This is a genomic window from Corynebacterium spheniscorum, assembly GCF_900113445.1.
Taxonomy (GTDB): domain Bacteria; phylum Actinomycetota; class Actinomycetes; order Mycobacteriales; family Mycobacteriaceae; genus Corynebacterium; species Corynebacterium spheniscorum.
Genome location: NZ_FOPJ01000021.1, coordinates 1 through 6,102, shown reverse-complemented (window position 1 = coordinate 6,102; position 6,102 = coordinate 1). Strand labels below are relative to the sequence as shown.

6 protein-coding genes are annotated in these 6,102 nt (G+C 52.0%); all 6 read right to left on the bottom strand.

What is annotated here, in order from left to right; translation table 11 throughout:
* Positions 1 to 894, bottom strand: an 894-nt coding sequence (locus BMZ01_RS10900; RefSeq protein ID WP_177180165.1) for a TetR/AcrR family transcriptional regulator, incomplete at its 3' end; no start/stop codon positions are given.
* 145 nt (positions 895 to 1,039) lie between these two features.
* A complete protein-coding gene (locus BMZ01_RS10895) occupies positions 1,040 to 1,870 on the bottom strand; it encodes an ABC transporter ATP-binding protein (protein WP_092287314.1) in 831 nt (276 codons plus the stop codon).
* Between the two features lie 6 nt (positions 1,871 to 1,876).
* On the bottom strand, positions 1,877 to 3,055 hold the full coding sequence (locus BMZ01_RS10890; protein WP_092287312.1) for a FecCD family ABC transporter permease: 1,179 nt from the start codon (positions 3,053 to 3,055) through the stop codon (positions 1,877 to 1,879).
* Positions 3,052 to 4,044: a FecCD family ABC transporter permease gene (locus BMZ01_RS10885; protein WP_395891068.1), complete on the bottom strand. Its 993-nt coding sequence runs from the start codon at positions 4,042 to 4,044 to the stop codon at positions 3,052 to 3,054. The genes BMZ01_RS10890 and BMZ01_RS10885 overlap by 4 nt, the downstream gene beginning before the upstream one ends.
* Before the next feature lie 253 nt (positions 4,045 to 4,297).
* Positions 4,298 to 5,344, bottom strand: coding sequence for an ABC transporter substrate-binding protein (locus tag BMZ01_RS10880; protein ID WP_092287310.1), 1,047 nt, complete (start codon positions 5,342 to 5,344; stop codon positions 4,298 to 4,300).
* 470 nt (positions 5,345 to 5,814) lie between these two features.
* On the bottom strand, positions 5,815 to 6,102 hold a 288-nt coding region (locus tag BMZ01_RS10875), incomplete at its 5' end, for a ferredoxin reductase domain-containing protein (protein ID WP_218140960.1).

Sequence of the window (6,102 nt, the reverse complement as noted above, 5' to 3'; positions counted from 1 at the left end):
ACGCTCCTTATTCGTGATCGTCAGAATCCACAGCTCACCATCAACATCAAGATCCTCAACAGGAGCAATATCGCTATAAGGTGTCCCAGCAGTGTCTCTTTCTTTGGGGTTGGGGGATACGGTTTCTTCCGTGGTGGGTGTTGGAGACGAGCTGACTTCTGCTAGGAGTCGAGAGGCTCGGTAACGACGTGATTCCAATTCCGATTCGTGTTTTCGAGGCTGCGGGCGGCAACCGTGCTTTTCTCGATCACATCCGCATTTATACCAACTTGCCCTGGGGTCTAGCGGTGCGATTAACCCCGCGGGCAAGGATTTATAAATTGAGGTGACCGTAGCCTCCAGATCTTTGGGATCAGAAAAATAGGCCAGCAGCCCATCGATATAAGGGGCAAGCATCAGGGCAATTGTTTGCTTTGCATCGATACGGAAGGGACCAACCGGAATTGAGTAATCACGACCGAGTAAATTCTGGAGGCGTGAGACATAAAAGTACATCCCCATGGCCAGATTTTCGATCGACGAGTACAGCGCGTCTGCGGTATCCCTTCTGAAACCATAGTTTCGGATGTTCGCCATGATCGTGAGGTCTAGTTCAAGGCGCTCCTCAACCTCATCAAGGTCTGCGCTGCATTCGACCAATCCGGGATTGTCGATGTACAGGTTGAAAAGCATGTAGCCGACGCGAAGTAAATAGTCTCGGAGATTCCCCTCGTCCTCTGGCGCCTCGACCTCTGAAAAGATCGCATCCACGAGGAGAAGACTCAGAGCTTGTCGGCTGTCTACGCGCTTATAGATGGCTGCTGGAGTGACATTCAGACGCCTGGCGATCTCTTTGATCGAGAGGGATTCCAGGCCGATCTCGCGTCCGACCTCAATGATTTTCTGTCGGGTCACTAGTCGGTCCTCGCCAGTCACGGTAGCTTTAGTCCACTGAGCATCTGGTAATCGTTTCAACTGGTGCGTCTCACTCTTCTACTCAGAAAATGCGCCCGCAGAGAAAGTGATCATCTCTGCAGATTCTTTTGGGCCTAGTCATGTTTTATAAGGGCAGGACTACCGGTGCTCCGTTTACTGGGGACTCGATGACCTCCGCTTCTAAGACAAATACTTCGTGGAGCAGCTCCGAGGAGATGATGTCTTTGGGGGCTCCCACAGCGACGATCTCGCCGTCTTTCATGACTAGGAGATGGTCTGAGTACCGAGCAGCGAGATTAATATCGTGAAGAACCATCACAACAGTCCGCGATAGCGCATCACGGAGATAGAGCACAGTCTTAAGCACCTCCACCGAATGCGCTAGGTCGAGGAAGGTGGTCGGTTCATCCAACATTAAAATATCGGTTTCTTGGGCTAAAACCATGGCAATCCACGCTCTCTGGCGCTGCCCGCCCGAAAGAGAATCCAGCGGACGATCGGCAAGAGCAGCGATGCCTGAGGCCTTCATAGCGATCTCAACCACTCCCTCATCTGATCGAGACCATTGGTTAAACCAGCTTTGATGCGGGTGACGACCACGTGAAACGAGGTCAGCAACCAGGATTCCCTCTGGGGCAGTAGGCGATTGCGGCAGGACACCGATATAACGCGCGAGATCCTTTCGCGGGTATTCCTCGAGTGCACGCTCTCCTAAAGTGACCTCACCTTCGAACGGCATCAATCTCGACAAAGCTTTAAGCAAAGTAGATTTGCCACAGCCATTGGGGCCGATGATCGTAGTGATTTTCCCGGGAGGGATCTGAAGGCTAATCCCGGGGATGATCTCGTGCTGACCATAGCTAACGCGCAGATCCCTGGCGCGGATCAGGAAACCATCTGAAGATTCAAGCTTCAGTGGAGCAGTATTAGTTATCGCTTCTGAAGTGGATGCCATGATCCCCTATACCGTCATCTTTCTACGGGTCCGAATGAGCAGATATAACAACACTGGTGCACCAATTCCCGATGTCACGATTCCCACGGGGAATGCAAAAGGAGAAATAACACGCGCGACTAGGTCTGCACCGCTGACAATCACAGCTCCCACTAACCCAGAAATCGCGATCGGTTGAATTTCACTCCCGGTTAAGCGCAACGCAATTTGTGGAGCAACGAAGGCAATGAAAGCGATAGGCCCTACTACTGAAACCACAACTGCGGATAGCGCAATAGCAGTTAGCCAAAGAGCAGCTTGGACGTGATTCCATTTCTCGCCTAGCGCCAATGCACTGTCTTTACCAAGCGAAGCGACCCGGAGTTTCGCTGCTAACCAGCCGACAAGGAATAGCACTACGCAAATACTGAGGCCCACCAGTTTCACTGCGTTCCAGGTCGCGTTCAGCAGCGAGCCACTCGACCAACGCAATATCGCCTCTAAGGAAGCGGAGTCAGCCTTCAATAGCAAGACCTGCATATACGCACCGAGAAGCATCGAGATGCCCATGCCAATCAGTACTAATCTAAAAGTTTGAATCCCTTTCTTCCACGCTAAGAACCAGATAACGGTCGCAGTTAAAAACGCACCTACAAGAGCTGCGATGGGACGTCCAATAAGTTCTAAGGTATCGCCAGCAACATTTGAAAGGCGTACGTCACTCAAAGTGGACACTCCGACAATCAAGGTCAAAGTGACAGCAGAGGCACCGGTATTAATACCTAGGATGTCGGGGCTTGCTAAAGCGTTGCGAGCAACGGCCTGAGTAATCGCACCACTGGCTCCTAGAGCCAGGCCTGCAAGAGCTGCCATGACTACTCGTGGCAGCCTGCGTTCCATAATTACGCGGTAAAAAAGTTCGTCTCCATTTCCTTGAAGAGTCTGCCAGGTTTCTTTGACGCTGATGCCAAGATTCCCCAGCATGACTCCCGCGAAGCTTGTCAAAACCAAAAGAATTATGAGTAACCCAGCCACCACAAGATGGCGGAGACGCCAGACGGCGGTAAATTTTCCCCAGCGAAGAGCCGGCCTGCTATTAATGCAGGTTTGTTCAATCCTTGGTCTTGCTTGGGTTTTCCGATCAGCTAACCGTCTTTCCTGTTCGTGCTGGTGGTTCTCAGGCATGGATACTTCGATAGACGTCATAGCTTCACCAAAGACTTCCGCCTGCGAATCACATAAATGAAGAAGGGAACGCCGATGAATACGAGAACTAGATGTACTTGTACTTCCTGTGGCCGGAGAACTACACGCCCCAAGACATCCGCCAGTAACAAGAGCAGCGCGCCGCTTAATCCAGAAAGCGGAAGAATCCACCGGTAATCGGTGCTTACGATATTGCGTGCGAGGTGGGGTACGACCAGACCAATAAACCCGATCGGCCCCACAAGGGCTGTCGCTGTTCCCGTAAGTATTGAAAACACTGCCATCCCGATGACCCGGGAGCGCAACACATTCACGCCTAGACCTGCAGCGACGTCATCCCCCATAACCAGTAAATTCAGAGATGGGGCCGTGGCCAGCCCGAGCAGAATCCCAATAAGTAAAATTGGTCCAAAAATGGCCAGGGATTCATAATTAACCCGAGATAAGGCGCCTACACCAAGGAAACGAAGCTGCTCCAATACTTCTGTCTTCATAATTGATAGCGCAGTAGTAGCGGTACTCAAGAAGGCAGCAAGTACGGCCCCACCCATAATCAGGGTTATAGGGTCATTAAGACCTCGACCGATACTGCCGATCCCAAAAACTATGGCGGTGGCTCCCGCTGCACCCAAAAAAGCTACGAAAGAAACCATTAGCGGGCTGGGCACTCCGAGGAAGAAAGCCCACAACATCAGCGCAAAAGACGCACCCGCTGATACTCCGAGAATCCCAGGATCGGCTAGTACATTGCGGGTATGTCCTTGCACCATCGCTCCGGCAATACCGAGTGCCGCACCAACAACTAACCCTGCGATGGTTCGCGGGAGCCGAAGCCATGCGATGACATCCGCATTTGAACCACCTCGAACGCTAGTATCGAAAGCTTGCCTTACCTGCGGTAATGCGTCTTTCAATTCGCTAATGCTCATGTAGCGGGCGCCCAGGGATAACGACATCAATATTGCTATGCCTAGTCCTAGGCATAGCATCAAGACGGCTATCCGCCTTCTCCTTCTGCTATCACCAGCAACATATATAACTTCTGATGCCATGTTCATCTGATTCCGAGTAATAAGCGACGTCTCCAGGCGAAGACATGCTGTTGCCCCTCCTTCGGACCGCTCATGAATAGGGTGAGTGAGGTCAAGAAACCAATTCATGGAATATTTATCTTGACCTCGAGAATCCTCTTACCCCAGGGTCATCTGATACGAGGAGCTCGAATCTCGCGGTGGAGTACCGTTACCGACCTATTTTTTCCAGATATGGGCGAACATAGTTCAGCAGCCATTCACGGTTCAGTGCTGTTGGCTTGGACATCGCTTGGTTGTTGGCACCCGCTTCATCCAAAAGCACATGACCTTTTTGGAAGGTTGGGAGCTCTTTGAGCCCGGGCACTTCATCGAGCTTGGCATACGCCTCTTCGGCGCTCATCCCGGTTGCTCCAAGGATGAGCAGATCTGCGTCCAGATAGTGGATCTGTTCGTAGGAAATACTGACACGGCCGTAATCGGTCTGTGGGAGCAAGTCATCTTTAACAGCCTGCGGCACAGTCATTCCGAGATCGCGGAATAAGTAGTAGGAAGGATCATCCGGATCGACGACCACGTTGACGGTGCCGTCAGCAATAAAGTCCGCTGAGAGTACGGTTTTCCCTTCAAGATTGGGTAAGTCGGCCTTGGCCTTCTCGATCATTTCTTTGTAATCAGACTCGACCTTTTTGGCTTCAGCCTCCTTCCCATAGATCTTGCCAAGAACCTCGTTACGGTAGTGCCAGTCATTACCCTCGCCTCGGGCTTTGTTCTTGGGAGCCACTACCGGTGCGTAAGGCGATACCATGTCGTAAAACTCTTGCCCAACGACCCACTGATCCCCGATGACCAGGTTGGGTTTATATGCCAGTACCTTTTCCAATGCGGCGTCGTCATAGGGGATGAACTCGACATCTTTGAGCAACTCTTTGCGCCAGGGTTGCTTAAGCTCGCTTTCAAGCCCAACAAAAGCGACGGGTTTGATCCCGAGCGCCAGCAAGGCATCGACCGCATTTCGAACTGCGACTGGACGATCCGGAGCTGGCTTAAATTCCGATTCCCCGTAGGCGTGCTTGATGACAATTTTGTCTGCCTCGGCTGAGGCTGCCTCAGTGTTAGCTTCCTTACTCGTGGTTTCGGCCTCGGAAGTCGTTGCGGTTGATTTAGTCGCCTCGTCTTCCTTGTCGCAGGCGGTCAGGCTTGACGCAAGAGCTAGCGCGACTACGGCGCTAAATGCCTTCTGCGTGAACTGGCGCATTGAGGTTGCTCCTTAGGGAAGTCGTGATAAAAACAGTTGCCGCCAACTAACCTTCGACCGGTCGGTTCTTGCAAAGTCGACCAGGAACCCAAGGGGCATCGTCCTCTCGGATCTTCCGCTAGGGACGTACGAATGGTTAGTTAACCTGGACCCGAACCACAATAAGGTGAGACTAGGCTTACCTCAATCAGTGAGAGGGGGGAACCTCCCCGTTTGTTACCAAAACGTTATCTTTTAGATTTGGCGATTCTCCCGTTAGTAAGACCAGCTATTCCTAGCATGAGCTGGCTTTCGTTGGTAATCATGCTTTAGCCCGCTCCGATGACAATGACACATGATTCGGCCGTGGCATCGGGAGTAACAATTGCCTCAGAGCGGCGGGAAGCGTGCAAAAAAGCCCAAGCCTGGGGTGATTACCTGGCTTGGGCTTTTCTTCCCTGGGAGGAGGGAAAACCTAGTCGTTGAGATCGTTAGTGGCCCTCTTCTCCCATCTTCCAATACGCCATCGAACCGGCATGCTTGATCGGATGAGGATGATTCTCAAACATCCACTGATCAAACGCCTCCTCCTCAGACTTCTCAGCAACCAACCCCACAAAAGTCGCTTCATCATCATTGAGCTCAAACCCATGCATCGTCTCGATCAGGTCTGGGTCGCCCTCATCTTGAACCAACCACGTCAGATTCAAGCCCTCACACTCAGGCACCGGCACCTTCGACGACGCACTCGGGATCTTCACAAACACATCCTTCGGCGC